At 48.3% G+C, this 19408-nt stretch carries 9 protein-coding genes; 4 read left to right on the plus strand and 5 right to left on the minus strand.

What is annotated here, in order from left to right; genetic code table 11:
- Nucleotides 1–2: 2 nt before the first annotated feature.
- Together KCTCHS21_RS01060 and KCTCHS21_RS01065 are read right to left on the minus strand one after the other, a co-directional pair.
- Nucleotides 3–230: a hypothetical protein gene (locus KCTCHS21_RS01060; RefSeq protein ID WP_130604732.1), complete on the minus strand. Its 228-nt coding sequence runs from the start codon at nucleotides 228–230 to the stop codon at nucleotides 3–5.
- A gap of 212 nt (nucleotides 231–442) precedes the next feature.
- Nucleotides 443–8593, minus strand: coding sequence for an S-layer homology domain-containing protein (locus KCTCHS21_RS01065; protein ID WP_130604733.1), 8151 nt, complete (start codon nucleotides 8591–8593; stop codon nucleotides 443–445).
- A gap of 342 nt (nucleotides 8594–8935) precedes the next feature.
- On the opposite strand from KCTCHS21_RS01065, the gene KCTCHS21_RS01070 reads away from it, so the two are divergent.
- The 4 genes from KCTCHS21_RS01070 to KCTCHS21_RS01085 all read left to right on the plus strand — a co-directional run bounded on the left by KCTCHS21_RS01070 (nucleotide 8936) and on the right by KCTCHS21_RS01085 (nucleotide 13489).
- Nucleotides 8936–9559 (plus strand): RNA polymerase sigma factor, encoded by a 624-nt coding sequence (locus KCTCHS21_RS01070; RefSeq protein ID WP_232058020.1) that lies wholly within the window; start codon nucleotides 8936–8938, stop codon nucleotides 9557–9559.
- On the plus strand, nucleotides 9556–11064 hold the full coding sequence (locus tag KCTCHS21_RS01075) for an ABC transporter substrate-binding protein (protein ID WP_130604734.1): 1509 nt from the start codon (nucleotides 9556–9558) through the stop codon (nucleotides 11062–11064). The genes KCTCHS21_RS01070 and KCTCHS21_RS01075 overlap by 4 nt, the downstream gene beginning before the upstream one ends.
- Nucleotides 11061–12395 carry an ABC transporter substrate-binding protein gene (locus KCTCHS21_RS01080; RefSeq protein ID WP_130604735.1) on the plus strand — a complete coding sequence of 445 codons (1335 nt, stop codon included), beginning with the start codon at nucleotides 11061–11063 and terminating at the stop codon, nucleotides 12393–12395. Before KCTCHS21_RS01075 ends, KCTCHS21_RS01080 begins: the two co-directional genes overlap by 4 nt.
- Before the next feature lie 278 nt (nucleotides 12396–12673).
- Nucleotides 12674–13489, plus strand: a complete 816-nt coding sequence (locus tag KCTCHS21_RS01085) for a GNAT family N-acetyltransferase (RefSeq protein ID WP_157993908.1) — start codon at nucleotides 12674–12676, stop codon at nucleotides 13487–13489.
- Nucleotides 13490–13883: 394 nt separating this feature from the next.
- Here the strand turns inward: KCTCHS21_RS01085 and KCTCHS21_RS01090 are convergent, their stop codons facing one another.
- The 3 genes from KCTCHS21_RS01090 to KCTCHS21_RS01095 all read right to left on the minus strand — a co-directional run bounded on the left by KCTCHS21_RS01090 (nucleotide 13884) and on the right by KCTCHS21_RS01095 (nucleotide 19399).
- The gene (locus KCTCHS21_RS01090; protein ID WP_162309241.1) at nucleotides 13884–16325 is read right to left on the minus strand and encodes a leucine-rich repeat domain-containing protein; all 2442 of its coding nucleotides are present in this window, start codon (nucleotides 16323–16325) and stop codon (nucleotides 13884–13886) included.
- 297 nt (nucleotides 16326–16622) lie between these two features.
- The gene (gene comI, locus KCTCHS21_RS30755) at nucleotides 16623–16718 is read right to left on the minus strand and encodes a competence inhibitor ComI (protein ID WP_157993909.1); all 96 of its coding nucleotides are present in this window, start codon (nucleotides 16716–16718) and stop codon (nucleotides 16623–16625) included.
- 362 nt (nucleotides 16719–17080) lie between these two features.
- Complete coding sequence (locus tag KCTCHS21_RS01095) at nucleotides 17081–19399, minus strand: preprotein translocase subunit SecA (protein WP_130616285.1); 2319 nt, start codon at nucleotides 19397–19399, stop codon at nucleotides 17081–17083.
- Between the last annotated feature and the right edge of the window lie 9 nt (nucleotides 19400–19408).

The raw sequence follows: 19408 nt of genomic DNA on the forward strand, positions 1-19408 counted from the left end.
GATTATAAGATTTTCGTTTTTACCATCTTGCGCCAATTGTCCTTTCCCATCGCCATGATGACAAATCTGTTCATGGATTCATCGTAAGGATAAAAGTCCCGAATGGAGGAGTCTGGCGTACCTGCCCCCTGAATCCATTTCTCTAACCTATCAAATTCCGATTTTTCAGTTAAATAGTTACCAAGCTCGGGCTGCGTCTTCGTGGTACCCGTAATATAATGAGAAATCATTACAGACTCTGGTTCCTCATTGGAAGAAGGCGGAGGACTCACTTCGCTAGATTATACGATAGAAAAGGAGATTGTATAATGAAAGGCAAAAAAATGTTGCTCAGTGTCGTTGCCCATGCCGGGTGAACTAACAAAACAAGCTGCCGAATCGTCTCTGCGACGTTCGACAGCTTGTTTTGTTTAGTGCCTGCTGTAGCAGGCGGGCTTCCTTCTTACCAAATCGGCTCAGGGATGAGCTCCGTCATCGATTCCGAACCATCCGAGTTCCGTTTATAGCTATGCGACTTCACGCTTTCCTCTACATCGCCAAACGCCCAGAATGAAGGGCTGACGTCAGGGAACGTTTGGCCTGTCTGCGTAAGCGGGCCTCTGAATAACAGACGGTTAATCATGGCAACTGCCTCGGCGCGAATCATTTTTCTGCCTGGGCCGAAAGTGCCGTCTGGATAACCGGAAATGATGTGATAACGGTAAATCTCTTCGATAGCATTTTTTGCCCAGTGCTGCCCAATATCCGTAAAGTGCAGATCAGCTGGAGCGGGAGCAGTCAGCTTCAAGTACTTGGAGATGACTTGTGAAAGCTCCGCGCGGGTAATGGCGTTATTCGGGCGGAACGTTTTGTCTTCATAACCACTGAATAACCCAGCCTTCACTGTGGCCTCAATATATCCGCCAGCCCAGAAAGTTGGCTCCACATCCGGGAATAGCTTCGCGCCTGTTACGGTGCTGCGCAAGTCCAAAAGGCGGGCAAAGATAGCTGCAATTTCCGCTCTTGTTATAGTGCGCTGCGACTTAAACTCGCCGTCCGGATATCCGAGTATATAACGAGTGTGCCGCTGCTCCGCGTAACGTTTCGAGAATAAAAGTACCTGAAGCTTGGATGTGTCGTCGTCTACGTTAATTAGATTGTCCGTACTGGTTATAGTCGCTGTGTTGTCCACCCGTACTTCGGCTTTCAGTAAGCCTGTGGCTTGCACCTTTACCTTGTAAACGATGGTGCCCTTGCCTCCGGCCGGAAGATCGCCTATTTTCCAACTGATGAGATTGCCATTAACGGATCCGTTAGCTGCGTCCGAAACGCTGGTGAACAGCGGCACCTCAGCCTGAACCACTACACCATGCGCAATTTCGTTTGTTTTATTGGTGTATACCACAGTATAAGTAATTTCGCTGCCTTCCTCATAGCTTGCTTTGTCCGAGTAAAGGTGAGCGGCCAGATCTCTTTGTCCAGGCAATGGGATCGTTCCACCGCCTCCAGATCCATTGGATGGACCTGTTGAAACAATTCGACTCAATGTTAAATCATGTCTAACAATATCTAGCTCTACTGAAATGGTAGGACTTATATATCCGTGATAGCCGGGTTTTGTTACTCTCAAGTAATAATCGGTATGATCGTATACCATGAAAGCATAATCCCCTGCCGCATCGGAATCCTGTGGGCTGGCATTATCATTCGGAGCAAAACCGACAATGGCAGGCAATGATACAGGCGTATTAGGAACAAGGCCTTTTAAGATGTTTCTTGGCGTATCAGCATAATACAATTCTACATGCGCTCCTTCAATCGGAGCGTTCGTGTCGTAGTCGGTAATTTTTCCGTAAGGGTCAATGAGCTCTTGGATAATGTTCAGTTCTCCGCCTTGCGTTACCTGCACCGTAGGCAGCCCATTTACAGTTCCATTGACAATAATAGAACGTCCTGGTGCAAGCTCATAGCTCAGCTCCAGCTTATAGCTTCCCTGTGGCACGTTCTTCAAGCTGAAAGTACCGTTAAGCGCAAGCGGCTCTGAAGCGCCAACCTGGGCGTTACTAGTGATATCCAGCAAGCGAACCGTTAGCTTGGATTGCAGCGCAGGAGCAAGAAGGCCAGCTCCGCCGCCGGATAGGCTGAACAAAATAATGCCGGTTGCGCCTTTATTAGGTACGAACACATCGTTGCCTAGTCCGCTGATGTTTCCTGCAGTTACCGTCTGTTGGAATGCGATATTTTCGGTATGTCCTCCAACCTGAACAGGTTTTGTAATAACCAAATCATATTGGACATTGCCGCGCGGAATCGCAATTGTATATTTGCCGTCCGCTCCTGTTACTGCAGTGCCAGTAAAATCGATCACGCCGTCATTATCAAAATCCTTGGATATGACAACAACCGCTCCGCTCACTGGAACAGCAACGCCATTAACCATTTCGGTCACAATTCCTTCAATAGAAGCAGGCTCAAAAGTTACAATAATATTGGCTTGTGCCAATTTATTATGGCTTGTATCAAAGGCTGTTGCCGTTACTGGGAAGCGTTCCGACAAAATACCGGAGATTTGCGACGATTGGAACAGCACGGATGCTTTCCCGTTAGCGTCAGTTACCGCCGTTGCTCCTGATGGGAACGAGCCTTTGCCAGGAGGAGCCGTGAACGTTACCGGCAGCCCTGCAACCGGATTTCCTTCCAGATCAGTTATCGTAGCTGTCAATCTCGATTGCGAATGCCCATCGCCAACGATAGTCGAAGGATTGGCATCAAGTGCTAGTTTGTAAGCTGTCAGTGCGACATCAACTACAATTTCCGTGTCGGCGCTCGAAGCTAATGCGAAAAATTGTGTTTGTCCGCTCGCATAGCCTTCTTTCTCTACAACGAGGCTGTAACGAGCCGCTTTTTGCTGGCCAAAGTTATAATCGCCGTTGGTATCTGCAGTAACCGTAGCGACTAATAAATGGTTAGCATCCTCGTTATAAAGCGTAACCTTCGCTTCAGGAATGCCGATTGCTGTAGATCCATCCGTAATTAATCCTTTAATAATCAAGCTGTTTCTCACTGTAAAAGCGTTGTTAGCTCCTGTGCTGGCTGAGCTCCAATCGTCGGTTTGAATAACCGCATCGGTAGAGCTAAGACCTTCAAAAGTCACCTGGAAGCTGTTCGAGTTGCCTAGACCATTGAGAATATCGTCCGGCAATCTTGTAAACACATTGCTCCATATCTTATATCCATCCGTCACATAGGTCGTTGGATTGTCCAGTGTAAACAACACATCAACGGTATGGCCGTCATATACATAGCTAGCTTTCAGCTTCTGAATATCGTTTGAGCTGGTGGCAGACAACTTGATAGGGTCGCCCGGCGCAAAAGTCGGCTCTGTCCATCCTATGCGCGCTTGGCTGCCTGTCCATCCATCCAGTTCGCTACCAACAATGTATAGCTTATCCGTTGCAAGTGTCGATTTGAGGCTGATTATCCCTTTGGCCTCTAAATTGATCAATTGAGGATTGTCATTATCGTACGGCGTTCCCTCGGGAACATGAATGACCCATTTTAATGTGCTCGTTCCGCCTGGTGGCAGCGGAATATTCGCCAATAAAGCATCAACCGCTGATTTATTGTCAATGACTTTAATGCCATCGACATATACATCGGCAGAGTACGGGAATACGGCTGAAACATCAAAGGTATCCGCACCTGCGCCCGTATTCGTTAATGTGTGCTCGAATGTCGCGTCCTGTGCCGCCGCAACACGTTGATCCGGCGCAGTATTCAATAAGTGGGCGCCTTCAATGGTCACATTCAATTTATTAGAATTCAAGGACGCGTATTGTTTGCCTCCACTATTCGGCAATGAAAAATATTGCAGCAAAGTGAAATCAATATCAAACGCTTTTTTCACTTCCGTAGCGGCATCAGGCGATGCAGTAAACACCAGCTCTTTATACGCTCCCGCTGCTATCGTTCCAGGGGCCCAAGTGAAATGAACGGAAGGCACCGTTCCATCTCCAATGACCGTAACAACAGCCTCTGAGCCAACATCAACAAAATGTACTCCTGTTGGAAGCGTCAACTCCAATGCAGGATTAAATGCCGGAGACTGCCCGCCGTTCGTTACCTTCAGCGTATAAGTAATTGTCTCATCTGCTTCATCAAACTGAGTTTTCGTTCCAGACAGAAGCAAGCTTAATTTAGGCTCCGCTACGCTAATGTCCAGCGCCGTGACGGTAACCGGTTTTGGCGTTCCTGATACTTTTAAGGAATCGTAAGTTAAAATCGGTGTGTATGTTGCCGTATAAGGATTCTGATTTGGACTTTGATCCGTTCTTACCTTGGCTACGATCTCATATTCAATTGGAGTCAAAGCGCCAACCAAATCGCCCAGCGGGAAAATATGTTCTGCAGTAGGCGTTATCGTACTTCCGCCAACCGGCTTCACACTAATAATTGTCAGACCGGTCAAAGTAGTCAGCTCATCTAATCTAGTATTAAATGTCGTAGTATTAATAGGAATATTGATAGCCAGCTTGTAAGTGACTTCGTCGCCTGGACGCACTGTAGTGACGCTGTTGTTCGTCGTTGAAGTAATCGAAGCCGTTGCCGTCACCGGTGCAATCGTCAGCACCTGCTGTGCCTGTGCATTCGGTGTATACTCCTTCGTCGGTTCGGCGTCGCGCGAGTTGTAAGACAGTAGCGTCGCGTTAATGTTCAAGGTGGAGCCTGGGCTTACCGCCGTCGTGCTCGTCACTACGAACGTGACATCTTGATTGCTGCCGGACAGTCCCGTCCAAGTAATCTCGTTGCCAACTCCATTCAGCACGCCGTTGTCGGAAATAGTACCTGTCTTAACCGCCACTCCGACTGGAAGGTTCACTTTCACGGACGCGTTTTTGGCGACGGACGTTCCCGCATTCGTCAATCGGAAGGAAACGCTGATTTCCTTATTATCGTTATTAAAAATCTTGTTAGGTGCCGCTATTGCTACGGCACTAATACCTAGCACAGGTTGAACTACAGTAATACTTGTAGTAGCTGGGGCTGTCTGCACGGGCCCAACTCCAGAACTTGTGTTCCAATACGCGATGGCCGACGTGCTATACACGGTTGGATCGCCGACTAAGAACTTGTCTGTCTTTGCTCTCAATTGCAAATTAAACGTATGGACGATTTCATTGAGCGTTGCATCCTGATTCTCAAGTGTTGCGGTCAAAATGTTGCCGCTGGCTGCCAGCGATTGCGGCTTATTAACAATATCGAAATTGCCCAAATTCGCCAGCGTATCCTTTACAACCAAATCAAATGCTTGAGTACCTTTCGGTACTGTGACAATTATTTGGTAATCAACGGTGTCTCCCGGACGAATCTTGGTAAGATCTCCGCTTGAGGTTGCTGTGATCGCATTCGTTATCGTTACGCTTGGCACGGTTATAGCGCTGGTGCCGATGGTGTAGTCATACTTCGTTCCATCCGTATCCTTACTGTAATAATCACCCGTATTACCTGTAATGGATTTCGTTGAACCGGCGCCTTCCACATGATCTAAAGCCGCATTGAACGTATATGCTATTTCGGCATTTGGAGCTAAGCTAGTTACTAGTCCAAAGCTTATTGTTTGACCCGAAATGTTGTAATTGTTCGGATTCGCGCCAAATATGAAGCCAGCCGGCAATACAGCAGTCGGCGTAAAGCTATAGGCTGTATTTTTACCTTTGTTTCTCACTGTAGCTGTGAATTGTTTAGCCGAATCGCCTTTCTTCATTGAAGCCGCATTCGGTGAAAGAGTGATCTCTAATTGAGGCGCTTTAACCGTCACCGTCACCTTAGCTACAGGTGAAATGGAATGATGGTGCGGCGGCGTACTGAGCGAACTGTCGTCATTCCACTCAAACCAGGCATCGGATTGATGATCTTCCTGTGCACCGGGATTAATTCGATTCACTGTCGTTTTATAGTAATACGTATAACGATCTCCCGCTGCAGGCGACGGAACGTTTATCGTCACTTTTCCAGCTACTGGTGTAGCGGTGACAGGAATAGTTCCTACATGTGTAGATGTATCGTAATTTTTGTAAATATTAGTTAATGTCTCATTGTTCGGTATTTCATTAATAACTGATGGAGCGTACGCGATTGTATTTGCAGGCACTTGAACATCGACTTTGTACACAACCCAGTCGCCTACACGAAGGTTATTCTTATCATTGGAAGTATCCACAACCTCCTTAGTAATAACTGGAGATTTCGCATACAGCTTTGTTTGCGTTGTTTCAAGCCCGTTGTATGTACGGTGAACGATGTTTGTGTCATTCTGGCCCACATAAGTCCATGCCGCTTTCTCAAGAACAATCTCCCGGGCTGCGCCAATCGGATTAATCACATTAGCTTTATATTGTACGATCACGCTCTGGCCCGGATTAATCTGCGGAACCTCTGCGAAACTCAGCACATTCCCCACTGCTGTAAACGTATAGCTTCCGAAAGGCTGTGGAGTAGTCAGATCCGTCGGCACCGTTTCAGTCAGCTTAACATGGTAAGCCGGTGTGGTGCCGGTATTCGTTAACGTAAGGGTAATGGTTACCTCATCAGTGCCTACCAAATTTGTCGTCTTGTTGACAGAACGGCTGATGATAACCTCAGGCTCTTCATACACCAGCTTTACTTCCTGACGTTTGCTCTCTACGATGCCGTCTGAATTCTCATAAGACAGCTTCACCAAATTTTTGGCGCCTTTGTCCTTCTTTACGGAACTTGTATTATCGGTTACCAACACTTTAATTTCTTTAAATAGCTCAGCTAATTGACCTTCATTAATCTTACGATTGACAGCGGCCCAATCCCAGATTAGCAAATTTTGCACAGGGTCATAGGTAGGTACAATCGTATCGATTACGTAGCTTGTAGGGTCGCCCACAAGTGTCGTTCCGAGCGGTAAATAATCGTAAATACGCACGTTATGCTGCTTCGCTTGCAAGCCAATCGCATCATAGCCTACGTGAAAGTCGACGTTATCCCCAACGGTTACAGATTGAGTCTGCGGATTAACAGGACTGCCCCGTACAATAGTACCGCCATTGACCATGGTAATACGCTCATTTATGGTTGGAGTTCCCACGTACACTTCCGTGTAATCGGAGTCCTTAACAACTCCGGAAGAAACGGTTTCACCGCTCACCTCTACATCGTTGACGAGCACATCGTTCGCAACAATCGGGCCTTCCCCGTGCGCAGCAGTCCAGGCATTGTCTACCTTTACTTCATACTCCAGTGTAATCTGTCTCTTGGCAGCGTCAGAATAGCTGAGCGTGCCTAAATCCCAATCCAGCACGGTCTTCCCGCCTGATTTTGTTGGAGAAGCCACCGTTCCTGGCGTTGAAATATACTTAACAAAGGTCTGCCCATCGCCAATCGTATCTTTTACATGTACGTTCGATACGGATTCATACTCGTTTACCTTTACGGTAAGCGTGTACTTTAACACATCGCCGTAACCGATCGTGGATTTTCCTGTGGGTAGTGCTACGCTTTTGTATACGACTATATCATGCGATACGGACTTCGCTGCTACAGGATGCAGCGCGTCATCTGTATACGTTACACCGTTAACGTTTGCCGTATAAGCAAAAGAGATATTTCGTTCCGTTCCATGCGTAATAACGGCTCCTTGATTTTCAACGCCTGACACAATATCCTTATGGAAATAAGCTGTCTTAAACGTCAGTTGCTTGCTTGCCCCTGCAGTTAAAGATAAGCCTGTCCATTCAATTTTTCGATCCGATCCGCTAACTGTCTGAGCGCTTGTTGTCGCGCCAGCAAATCCGTACACTTCTAACGCGCCACCAACAGTCTGCGTAAACTTACTAAAAGTAGTAATATCCCGCGTATTGTTGATTATCTTAACTGTATACGGAAGCTCCCCCCACTCAGCTCCTCCTACCGGAACCGTTAAATCGCTGCCAGCGCCCTTGACGTTTTTGGCATCATGAATAATGCGAACCGAAAAAGGCACAACCTTCACATTAGTGGTCACTTGACTTGTTGGCGCAATAGCTTCGTAATAGAGCTGACGCGCATCGCTGCTGGCATAAAGGCTTGACTTGATCGGCAAGCTATCGCCGTACTTTACAGCGGCAGGCGGCGCCTTTTTGAGATAGTTATCCGTTACCTTCACCTTAACCGGAAATTCGAATTCTTCATTGCCGGCTAAATCTTTAATATCTTTCCAGAACGCAATGGTTGACCCATCGCTCTGTGGCTCCAACGTGCTTGGGCTTTCGCTGCTAGCAAGTACGATGCCGTCCGGTAGCACAAGCTCAAGGCCTACATTATAGGCGGTTTTCCCCGATCCGGCAGCAGCCTTGTTTTTGGCGTGCAGCACAATTTCAGTTTCTACCCCGAGCACTAGCTCGGCCAGAGGATTGCCCCGCTGTTTATCCCGCAGTTTAGATTGCGGCGTATCATTGACGCCAGTAACCCAGAAATCAATCTGGCTTCCAATATACGGAGTACCCGGACTTGCGGACACCGAACCCACGCCAATAAGGCTGCTGAATAGCTGCAGTACGAGCAGTGCCGACAGCAGAATAGATAAATGCTTCTTCAAACGAATCATGGTACACTCTCACTTTCTTATAGAAAACATATAGTTCTATAATACCAAAAATAACTAAACAATTTGCGATTAAATTTGACATTCTATGATAAATTACTCATAACAAACAGGAAAAACGGCTCTAGAAGAGCTGCGATTAATACAGTAATAAAAAGCAATGAATTCGTGGCGGTTGTTCACTCCCTAGCCGGTCGGTCGCCGTTCCCGCCTCTACCGCCCTCATAGAAGACCGAGCCGTCTCCATCGTCCGCGAGTTTGCAGGAATAAAGCGGCGGCGCCTAGAATTCCATAAGTATGATGATAAAGCCAAGGCTTTGAATGCTAGGCTTTTTTTACGTACGGTTGAAAAAAAAGGAACTATGCGGCGTCGCGCTCGTTGTTTTGGTAGAGGAGGTTGCCGGAGTGGATTACGAGTATATCAAGCAAATGGACGAAGGGATCGACCGCAACGCCTTGCTCGACGAGCTGATGATGACGTTCGGCAAGGATGTGTGGAACTATGCGTTCTACTTGACGCGTCGCCGGGAACTGGCCGAGGATATCGCCCAGGAAACGTTCATAAAAGCCTACAACGCGATTTATTCGTTCCGAAGTGGGATGACGATGAAGGCGTGGCTACTCACGATCGCCCGCAACACGGCGCGGGATTACTTTAAATCTTCGTGGTTCCGCCGCGTCCAGCTGGTCTGGGAGGAGTACGAGACGAGCGTGTTCCAGCCTTCCGCGGAGAAGCAATGGTTCGTGTCGCAGGAGCAACGCGAAGTGTGGAATGCCGTTTTGAGCTTGCCGCTGAAGCAGCGTGAGACGCTGCTGCTGTACGCGCATCACCATCTCACACTGAAAGAAATCGCGGAATTATTGCAGCTTAGCGAAGGGACGGTCAAGTCGCGTATTTTTCGCGCGCGGGCCACTATTAGCCGCAAGCTGGGCAAGCCTGCGGCTTTTGAAGGAGGAAAGCGTCCATGAATCATTCCGAATGGGAGAAGCTCCTCGAAGAGCTTCCGCTCGGCAGCGGCGGCTTCTCCCCGAAGTCCATGAAGCAAATTAAGGAGAGGATACGATTGAATGGTAAACGCAAAAGCCCCATCCGAGGCATTGCGATCGCGGCGGTTTGCATGCTGCTAGTGGCCGTCGTCTGGGCAGTCGGGGATTTCAGCGGGGCGCTCCTTCCGAGCTCTGGGGCAGCGAAAACAGACGAGCAAGAGTTTCGGCTGACCGTGCAGTATAGGGACAAATCGAGCTTTATGGCTCAGTTCGGCTCGACTTATATGCTTGATCACCCGAAAGCGTCGTTCGAGGTCGCCGTACCAAGCGAGGAGTACGAAGAGAAGCAAGACTTGGCGTCCTACAAGAAATGGGTAAGCGATTCTAACGCGGACATTCTTCAAGTTCCGCTCGCTTTCTTCGACGACCTCGCCACGGATGGCACGATCGTTCCGCTTGACGATCTAATTAGACAGGAGAAGTTGAATCTCAAAGCACTCTACCCGTCCGGGCTCGATTTGGTCAAGGAAGCGGGCAATGGGCTAATATACGGAATACTCGATGATTTTGATATGAATATGCTGATTTACAACCGGTCTCTGTTCCGGAGCAAAGGCGTGTCGCTCCCCGAGCAAGGCGCGACGTGGGACGACATCGTCCGCTTAGCCGCGCGCTTCGAAGGCACGAGTTACCAAGGCAAGCCGGTGTACGGCTTCTCGTATGGATACGCTCCGGATCCGTTTCAAATGATTAATGACATCGGGCAGTCCCAAGCGCTGTCGATCGTGGATGCGAAGGGTCGCCCGCAAGTAAACGGCGCCTCATGGAAAGCCATCTGGAGCCAAGTATCGGAAGGTCTTAGCAAAGGCTGGATCAGCAATGAATTGCCGGATAATGCTGAAGAGCTCGACCCGTTAACGGCGGCTATCGCTGGCAATCCGTTCTATAGCGGCCGCTCCGCGATGACGCTGCAGCCTTACCTTTCGTGGTACGTCATGAGCGAGGCGATCCAGCGGGGCTTGTTACAGGACGAATGGGGGGTTATTCCGTTGAGCGCGCCTACTACGCCGGGTAAGGTTAGCGCGCTGACTAACTCTACGATCTATTCCATTAACGCCAAGTCTGCCAACCAACCGCAGGCGATGAAATTCCTCCATTTTCTAGCAAGCAAGGAACGGTCGAACAAGGCCGTCGAGATGGGGGGACCGAGCCTGCTGTTCGCGGCGACGCCGGACGCGAAGATCGGGGAAGACTCTCCAGTTAATCGCTATTACGAGACCGGGCTGGATGTGTCCGCCGTGATGCAGCAAGCAGAACGTAGTCGGTTGCCCGCGTACGGCCAAGTCATAAGCGTTCTGTCGGCGAACGCGAACGCAGCGGTTCGGGACATTGTGGCCGGACAGTCGACGGTTGACGAAGCGCTGGCCCGGCTGCAGGCGGATGCGGAGCAGGCTGCGATGCTCGGTGTCTCGGAGGCGAGTCGATGAGGCCGGCAGTCTTAAGAGTGCGAGGGCGCTTCCTTGCCGTAGTGGTGCTCGCGGTTGGCATGCTCGCGGCATCTAGCGGTTGCACCGGCAAGAAGCCGCTGACAGAGCCGAACGAGATGACGATTGCGTGCATCAACCAGATGACATTCGATGCGTTCTACCGCACCGCCTTTCAGTCCGTCTTTCCGAATACGAAATTCAAGATCGTACCGCTGGAGGATCCGATTTATTATCCCTACAATCCCAATTTCGGAGTCCCGCTTAAAGAAATGTTCGAGACGAAGAAACCGGACCTCGTTATCCTGTGGGACACGCAATACAAATTCGCCGCCGATGCGGGATGGCTACGCGACCTAGAGAATATGGCGTCATTGAACAAGTTCGACCTTGGCACGCTGCACGAGGGGGTGCTCGACAGGGCACGGAACAATGAGGAAGGTAAGCTGTACGGGCTTTCGCCTACCTTTGACTCCTCGGCGGTCTATTACAATAAAACGCTGTTCCAACGCTATGGCGTACCGCTGCCGGACAAGGATATGACCTGGGATGAGATTCTGCGGTTGGCGGGTTTGTTCATGGACCAGCCAGGGGGCGAGGAGGGCGTCAGAGGCCTCAGCCTAAAATCGTTGACTAAGCCGTTCGACCTCATGTCCAATATCGCCCAGACCGAAGGGGTTGAGAAGTACGACAAAACGGCCAACCGTCTCACGCTCGACAGTAAATCTTGGCATGCCATTATTTCTAAGATCATAGCCGCATACCAGCACGGTACATTCATTACCGAACCCTACAAGACCAAGGGCAAATATATTGGTTTGGACGAGATGCGTGAGCGCGACCTGTTCGCCCATGGCAAGGCGGCGCTTACGGTCGAAAGTGACTATTACGTGGGTGAGCTAAAGCGGCTGTACGTAAAGTTCGAGTGGGGCGTGCTGCCTGGACCGGTCCAATCACGGGACCCGAGCCGGGGTGGGGATATTGGGGTGAACTCCATGTTTGCGATTCCAGCAAAGTCGGACCATCCCCAGGAAGCTTGGAAGCTCATCGAGGAAATCATGTCAGTGAGAATGAGCGAAGTTTTTTCAGAGAGGGATTCTGGGCTGCCCGCACAGGTAAATGGAAGAATGGCGAAGGATCCGCTGTATGAGGTATTCTACAAGCTGCGGCCAGTACCGCTGCAGATGGAGTATTCGCTTGGCGTCAACGAGAAAAACGAACTGTTTCAGATCATCGACGACGAGATCGACGCGGCGATCTCGGGCCGCAAGTCGGTCGACGACGCCATCGCGGCGATTCAGAAAGCCGGCACGCGGCTGCTTCCGGCTCGCTAAAGACAGAAATAGAGAGGAAGCATGTTTGAGGGCTGCAACAGGTTGCCGGGAGGCAGGCTGTTGCGGCCCTTTTTGGCAATCTCGTTCAACAGCTTGCAAACAAGCGGTCGGCTAAACTGGTTGCCTGGAGCTAACCAGCATGCCTTTTATTCTGTATAATTTTTCATAATGAGGGCGGCGACGAGGGTCGACAGAATAATGTGGGTATGACTATAATTTAATTCAACATTATGGTAAAATAACCAAAATTAAAAATGGGTATAAGGGGTTACGCTGTCATGTATGAATTGTCCCGAGATCAATTTCATAAAGCTATTCCTCTCCTCGAAAATGGTCATCCTCATCCTGAGGTTCAGTCCATTTTAGAAAATAATAATCCTGGTTGGATATTTTCTGATCAAGTAAGCTCACCAAGGACCGCCTTAGTTTGGAGCAAGGGGATGAAAGGATTTTACCTTATTGGAGACGAAACCAATAATGCTTTTACCTGCAAGCTTGATGACTTTGTTACAGCAAGTATTGCACCAAGGATGATGGAACTAGGCATGAACTATTTCGAAGTTTCGGGCCATCATGATAATTGGAATCTGAATTCGATATTTGCTTCAAGGGAAATGCACCAATGGGATCAAATCGCATACGAATTATCAGATTTTAATGCACACACTGATGAACATTCTAATCTCCGGGTCGTTAATTTACGATCGCAAGAATGGAGAAAACAAAACGTTCTCAATAGGGAGTTTGTATATGCTCATATTGATCAGTTCTGGGAAACACATGAGGATTTCTATAATATAGGTTATGGATACGCTGCAATTGATGGTTTTGAAATAATTGGTGTCTGTTACTCCAGTTTTGTAACGAAGGAAAAGCACGCTATTGGAATAGAAACTCTTCCTCAGCATCATAGAAGGGGAGTGGGGACTTGTCTGGCAAGTCTAGTTGCGAAAGATATAGCCCAAAATGGGTACCATTCTTACTGGGATTGTTCACAAAGCAATGAAGCATCGAAAAACCTAGCTCTCCGGCTGGGCTTTCAACAAATCCATCAATATCAGTGCGTGGGTTTCCATTTAACTACAAACTATTGATGAAAATTACCCACCGAAGAAGCCGAGCGGTTGAGCGGATTACCACAACTATCGAGTGAAACCACATCTAATTATACAGGGGTGTGGTTTTTTGCTATGTCGACAGCTCTCCTTGCGGAAAAAAACCGAACGCTCCGCTTGAAACTTGCTAATATTAGACATATGGAGGTGGGATGTGGAAAATTCAAATGACTTGCGAATATCGAGCAATTGAATGGAGGCACAATTCCATAATTTAATATGCTCGTCCAGTCACAAAATCAACTCGCTTCTCAATATCGTTTTCAGCAGAATATGCAAGAATAGTAGCCGATATTCATTCTCACTATCAACTTTGCAATTCAGAAATAAAGGGAAGGATCCGGCATGTTCGCTATTTCCTTCCCTGTGGGAGTTACGGTTTATTAAATTCCCCGATATAAACCTCATTCCCCAGACCGAAAGCGTATAACTTTCCGTTAAATAATTGTGCCGAGAACACTTTATCATTGTAGGGAATCTCTTCGCGGTTCCACTCTTTCCCGTCTTTAGACAGATAGACGGATCCGTTATTGCCGACGGATACGAATTGACCCCCGAGAAAATGAACACCATATAAGGATGGAGACCAATTTCTTTCTGCTGTCATTTTGTATTCCGTCGGTATCTTCTTCCATTGCGTTCCGTCCGTAGACAGGAACACCGTATAGGGCAGATCCAAATGATAGTTCTGAGCGACCGTAATGACAAACGTTCCATTTCCCCATGCGATATCGGTAAACCTGAATGTAAAAGAACTGTCGGACGTTTTAATGTTGATGTTAGCTGGCTTCCAGTCCGTTCCATTATCGGATTGAAACGCCTCTGTCGATAGCAGGTACTCACTGACGGCAATGAACTTTTTGCCGCTCCAGGCGATGGAAACAATATTAAAATTCGTGTTCAGCTTTTGCTTCTTCCATGTCTTCAGATCCCTCGAAGACATAATGAGTCCATTGGTGCCGGTGACATAATAAGTATCGTTCGCCCGAATCACCCGGAACATGGATTCTTTCGTTGGCGAGTCGACTTTGGCCCAATTGATTCCGTCCTTGGATGTCATCATTATCCCCTGATCTCCAACGGCAAAAAATTGCTTCCCTGTCCAAATCACGTCGTTAAGCGGCGGGTATTTGTCATCCACCCGGTTGTATGCTACTTTTCCTGAAGCATCCACGCGGAAATATCCCCAGACCGAATTGAGTCCCCCAACCGCAACCAGCTTTCCGTCACCTATGGCTGAACGGTTCAGCATATTCGGCATACGGGTGATCTTCTTGATCAGCTTCCAGTTCACGCCATCTTCCGATGAAAAATGCGCCCAATAGGATCTGCAGATATACTTGGATTTCTCGAACTTAATATCACCGAGGATAAGGTCTGCTCCAGGCACCTTCATAACGGACCATGATTTGCCGTCAGTGGAGGTCATATAAGCGGCGGTTTTTGTTTTTGGATTGAAACTGGACGTAAAGAAACGTCCCTTCACCCATACAACCGCGCCCCATGAATGGCTAGACGTAGAGGTAACAGTCCACTTGGTTCCGTCCGTGGAATACAGCAAGGCGCCGGATGCGGTTGCGACGAACTTCCCGTCAATGAAGAGGATATCGTTGAGCAGGCTTTTGATCGGGAGTGTTACTTTCCTCCAAGAGATACCGTCATTGGATTTGAATAACGATTTGTCCGTCAGAGCAAGCACGACACCATTGCCTGATGCAAGGAGGTGTGCGTTTCTTTCCAACTCAGTTGGGTGCACTTTCCATGTTACGCCATCCTCGGAAGTCGCGAGTACGCCCTTATAAATGTTGTAGTCGTTCGAGTAGCTGCTGATGACGACAAAGCGTTTGCCGGTAAATACCACATCGGTGAAATTGGCGCCCATACGGATAACGGTTTCTTTCGACCAGTTGACTCCATCCTTGGAGGTCCATACTGGAATGCCGTGATTGCTCCCGAGTCCAATGCCGAGGAATAGGCCTTTGCCAAAAACGACTTTATAAAAGAACCTCTCTTTGTCGTTTCTTTCATGGCTTGTCCAATGAATACCGTCGGTCGAAGTAAGCTGATCCGAACTCACATAGACTCCGTTGCCGTAGGCATAGTGGGAGGGCTCATACGCCTCTTGCTCCTCGTAGGATTGCTTAGTCCAGGAAATCTGCGGCTCATAAGGCGGCTTTTGCTGATTTTCCAGACCCGCCAAATTGACTTGGCGTTGCGCCAAGCTAGCGAGTGCCGACTGGTTCATGTCTGCCTTAACGTCGATAAAATTCTCCTGTACGTCGGCATCGCTAAGGGACAGGATCGATACTAACGGGGATAAATCAGAAATCTGGTTACTACTGATTTGAAGAGTTTCCAGCTTGGATAGCCTGGTCAAAGGGCGAATGTCTTTTATTAGGTTGTACTTGATGTATAGCTCCTTCAATTCGGTTAAAGCTGCAAGCGGGCTCAGATCGGAAATGAGGTTGTTGGTTAAATCGAGTCTTGTAAGATTCGTCAATTGCGAGAGTGGGGTTAAATCTTTGATCTTGTTGTTGCTGATCGTCAGATTGGACAGGTTGACGGCATACTCCAAGCCTTGCAACGACTTCACTTCGCCCTTGGCAAGTGCAGGCACAAACAAATATTCAAGGGATTTCATATCGTCCTCGGTTATGGGACCGCCAGGTAAGCTCAGCTTGTCACGAACTTCTTGCTCCAAGAGGGGGTCGCCGAACACGATTGCCTGATTCGCGTTTGCGGAAGGTGAAGGCAATACCTGAACTAGCAGCACGAAAGCGATGAAAACGAATAACAAACGGCGAAAATTCGACATATATATACTCCTTTTGACATGGAAGGATATAGATAATAGTAACATATTGCAACTGGATATTATAGGTAAAAATGAAAGACTATGATCGATAGACATAGCAAGGGGCTGCCCCATAAGTTTCATTGATGCATTTACATTTATCTAATTGTTGGACCGAAAACTTATATGTTACAATGACATAAGAAAGACCGAGTGCGGCAAACACTCGGCCTATACAATTGGCTTGGATGGGATGTCCCTTCAAGTTAATGAAGAGCGCGAAAACCCACCTTTGGCAGCTAACCTTGGGGTGGGTTTTTACTTTCTCTTGTTGTTATTCGCGATGTATGTTAAAAGAGCAATAATAAATGTGCCGAAAAGAATCATGATTGTAATTGCGTCCTTTACTTCCATAGCTTCACCTCCTTTCGAAGGGAAACTATGCCCACCCAAGGTATTCAATTGTACATGTTTATCTTATCTTTAATTCGAAATGCGATCAAGTGTTCGTTGAGTGTTAAGAAGCTGGAGCGATTGGATTAGCTATAGGTCCTCCGAAATCTACTCGATTAATGAATCCGGCATTGTGTGGCTGATGAGTGCTAACGCCTTTATGTCGATGAAGAAGCCTGTGCGTGTGAGAATTCAGGAGTCATAGAGCATTATGGCGATACAAGGTCGGTATTTCTAAGTTCATAGCCAAAAAATGAAATCAATCGTTTGCATGTTAATTTTACTCGTAGCATAGTATCGCTCCTCGAAACCATACACCGCACTTACCGCCAGCGATGAGCTCTAAAAAGCCAGCTGAGGACAGGCTTGAAGACAGGTTTGAGAACAAGCGTTATTGCACCGATAATGTCGGGACCCACGGCGTCGGGGGCTAGAAGGGCCTTTTGCGCATACTGATCGTTTATTATATACGTCCACGTTGAGGAAGGGCTTTTTAAGCCTAATCGTTCCCACTCGGAAGGGTTGTTTGAATCTCCTAGTATTTCCATCATTATCGAAGTTTCTTCTTCTATTTTCGCCGGAATTTGTTCGAACTCCTGGATAATTCGCTTATGAAACTCGTCGATCGGGCTGCGACTCGCAAGACCTTCCAAATGGATGCCTTCGCGAATATACGAAACATAAGAGAGATGCTCGGCCCAAAACTTGTCGATATAAAACAATCTGACGCGCTGTTCCGAGGGGCTCATTGGCGTTTCACCGGTCAAAATAGCAAAGCGATCTTGAAATAGGATGCGCCTTTGATCCTCTACCATATCCGAATAGTAGTTCAGCTCTTTGCGGATGTGGAAGTTCTGGCCCATGATTACATGCTGAATGTGGACAATTTTGTTGCGCAGCAAAGCTTCATCGAGTGGTTCGTCCTGTTTGAGTTTCTTGTAGGAGGACGGGATCGCTTTGTCGATGCCGAAACGCAATATCAAATCGTCCTCCAAGGTTACGAAAAATCTGGACGCTCCCGGATCTCCTTGCCGGCCTGCGCGACCACGCAATTGATCGTCGATTCGAACACTTTCATTCACGAGTGTACCTATCACATACAGACCGCCAAGCTTCGCAACAACATCCGCCTGCTTTGCGTCTCCGCTACCAAGCCGTATATCCACGCCACGCCCGGCCATGTTCGTGGACACCGTTACGGCGCCGATCTCTCCCGCTCTAGCAATAATTTCGGCTTCTTTCGAATCGTTTTTCGCGTTAAGCACGTGGCAATTCACGCCGATTTGCTGAAGGCACTCTGCCAAAACGCCCGATTCTTCGACGCTCGACGTGCCGATCAAAATTGGCCTTCCGGTTGCATGGACGGACGCGATTTCGTCGACCAGCGCTTTCAGCTTCGCTTCCTTGTCGGTATAGATTTTGTGAGGGTGATCGATTCGGATGCAAGGACGATTGGGCGGAATCTGAACCACCTGCAGCGAATAAATATCCTCGAAATCGATCGCCGAAGCTTGCGCGGTAGCCGTCATTCCGCTGATTTTTGGATATAAGCTCAGCAAATGCTGAAGCGTAATCGTGCCAAGTACTTGGCCACCGGCATTCGATATAATTCCTTCCTTCGCTTCCAGCGCTGATTGCAGCCCGTCCGGCAAAAGCCGGTTTTCCGCCACGCGTCCGGTATATTCGTCGATCAGTTCGACTTTACCGTCGCGTACGATGTAATCGATATCCCGTTTTAATAGAGCATCTGCATGAAGGGCGCAATTGATCGACGATAACAAATGACTGTTATGGCTTTCGTACAAATTATCGCAGTGCAATAGCGATTCTACCTTTTCGGAGCCCGTTTCGGTTAAGTAGACGTTACGCTTAAACTCATCGAAAACGAAATGCTCTTCGTGATGCAATTGCTTGGCCACATCCGCGAATCTTGTGCCGTCGTGTCCAGTAGGTGCGGCTTCACCTGCAATTACGAGCGGAACGCGCGCCTCGTCGAGCAGCAGCGAATCGGCCTCGTCGACGACCACGTAATGAAAATCCCGATGGACGGTATCGCCTGCGATCAACGCAATAGAGTCGCGCAAATAATCAAAGCCCGCCTCTTTGGCCGTCACGTACGTAATGTCCGCCGAATAAGCCTGCTTTTTCTCGGCCAAGCTCATGCCCGCTTGAAGCGCGACTACCGATAGACCAAGAAATCGATAAATCGGTCCCATCCACTCTGCATCCCTGTTCGCCAAATAATCGTTAAACGTCAGGATATGCACACCTTTGCCCATTATCGCGTTTAAATACGCCGGCATAACGGCAGCAAGCGTCTTCCCTTCGCCTGTCTGCATTTCGACCAAATTCCCTTCGTGAAGGGCAATAGCCGCCATAATTTGAACCTCATATGGCCGCATGCCAAGCGTTCGCTGAGCCGCCTCGCAAATTAATGCGTAAGCATCGATCAGCAGCTTATCGAGCGGCGTGCCAGCCTTGGCTTCACTTTGAAGCCGCATAGATTCGGCCTTTAGCCGATCGTCGTTCCACTCTCGCAAATCCCGTTTATTTATCGTTTCGGCTTTGTCTCGATAACCTTTCAGCTTGTGAAGCGCGTCGCGTTCTTTTACCTTTTGCATTAGTTTGAAGGCAATGTTCATGCGCACCTG

The organism is Cohnella abietis (genome assembly GCF_004295585.1).
GTDB lineage: Bacteria > Bacillota > Bacilli > Paenibacillales > Paenibacillaceae > Cohnella > Cohnella abietis.

What these genes read in the sequence shown, in the direction of transcription:
- KCTCHS21_RS01090 (WP_162309241.1), bottom strand. Translation starts at nt 16,325, where the DNA reads ATGTCGAATTTTCGCCGTTTGTTATTCGTTTTCATCGCTTTCGTGCTG.
- KCTCHS21_RS01060 (WP_130604732.1), bottom strand. Translation starts at nt 230, where the DNA reads ATGATTTCTCATTATATTACGGGTACCACGAAGACGCAGCCCGAGCTT.
- comI (WP_157993909.1), bottom strand. Translation starts at nt 16,718, where the DNA reads ATGGAAGTAAAGGACGCAATTACAATCATGATTCTTTTCGGCACATTT.
- KCTCHS21_RS01080 (WP_130604735.1), top strand. Translation starts at nt 11,061, where the DNA reads ATGAGGCCGGCAGTCTTAAGAGTGCGAGGGCGCTTCCTTGCCGTAGTG.
- KCTCHS21_RS01085 (WP_157993908.1), top strand. Translation starts at nt 12,674, where the DNA reads ATGTATGAATTGTCCCGAGATCAATTTCATAAAGCTATTCCTCTCCTC.
- KCTCHS21_RS01075 (WP_130604734.1), top strand. Translation starts at nt 9,556, where the DNA reads ATGAATCATTCCGAATGGGAGAAGCTCCTCGAAGAGCTTCCGCTCGGC.
- KCTCHS21_RS01095 (WP_130616285.1), bottom strand. Translation starts at nt 19,399, where the DNA reads ATGAACATTGCCTTCAAACTAATGCAAAAGGTAAAAGAACGCGACGCG.
- KCTCHS21_RS01065 (WP_130604733.1), bottom strand. Translation starts at nt 8,593, where the DNA reads ATGATTCGTTTGAAGAAGCATTTATCTATTCTGCTGTCGGCACTGCTC.